This window comes from Microvirga sp. P4_G7 (assembly GCF_056401005.1).
The window spans coordinates 1-894 of record NZ_JBFUKD010001034.1; the positions used below are offsets into that span (position 1 = coordinate 1).

Annotated in this window: 2 protein-coding genes; one reads left to right on the top strand and one right to left on the bottom strand. The window is 63.0% G+C overall.

The features are described 5' to 3' along the window. A partial coding sequence (locus tag AC1DT3_RS22815) for a tRNA dihydrouridine synthase (protein WP_477467442.1) occupies window positions 1-529 on the bottom strand: 529 nt, incomplete at its 3' end. 124 nt (window positions 530-653) lie between these two features. Between AC1DT3_RS22815 and AC1DT3_RS22820 the strand changes: the two genes are divergently transcribed. Continuing rightward, a partial coding sequence (locus AC1DT3_RS22820) for a 2-C-methyl-D-erythritol 4-phosphate cytidylyltransferase (protein ID WP_477467443.1) occupies window positions 654-894 on the top strand: 241 nt, incomplete at its 3' end.

Here is an 894-nt window from a genome sequence, read left to right on the forward strand (position 1 = left end):
CGGTGACGGCCGCGACACCCAGATCTTGGGCCCGTTTCGCCAGTTCGGGGGCATTGAGTGTCTGGTGGTCCCAGCCGAGGCGCATCTTCACCGTCACCGGGACGCTGGCGGCAGCGATGCTCGCTTCGATGAGACGGCAAGCGTGATCGAGATCGCGCATGAGCGCCGAGCCCGAATAGCCGCCGATGACGCGTTTCGCGGGACATCCCATATTGATGTCGATCACGCGGGCCCCTGCCCCTTCGGCGACACGCACGCCTTCCGCCATCCATTCAGGATCGCAGCCGGCGAGTTGAACGACGTGAGGTTCGATGCCGGCGCCCTCGGCGCGTAAAGTCGCCTCGACGGAGCCTTGCACCAGTTCGTCCGAAGCGACCATTTCCGACACGACGAGACCGGCGCCGAGGCGCTTGGCGATCCGTCTGAATACGACATCGGTCACCCCCGATAAGGGCGCGAGCACGGTTCCCGCCCCGATCTCGATCGGGCCGACGCGGAAGCCGTAGCCTATTTTTTGGTCACTTTTCATTCTGCCTACTGATTAAACAAAACCGATTTGGACGCAAGCCCCCGTGCTCCGGATTTTGACGGCGCGCGGTTTGCTTTCACCGGTCAAGCCGCGTACGACAGCCGTCGAACGAAGGCCGCCTTTTATGACCGTGATCGCTCTAATCGTTGCCGCCGGGCGCGGCGTCCGGGCCGGAGAGGGTCTCCCGAAGCAATATCGACCGCTTTGCGGCACGACGGTGATCGAAAGAACCCTGCTGGCGTTCGCGTCCCATCCGCGCGTCGACAAGATCCTGACAGTGATCGGGCGCGACGATGAGACGCTTTATGCCGAGACGATCGGCCGGATCAATCACGAATTGGCCGCCAAGCTGCTGCCATTTGCCC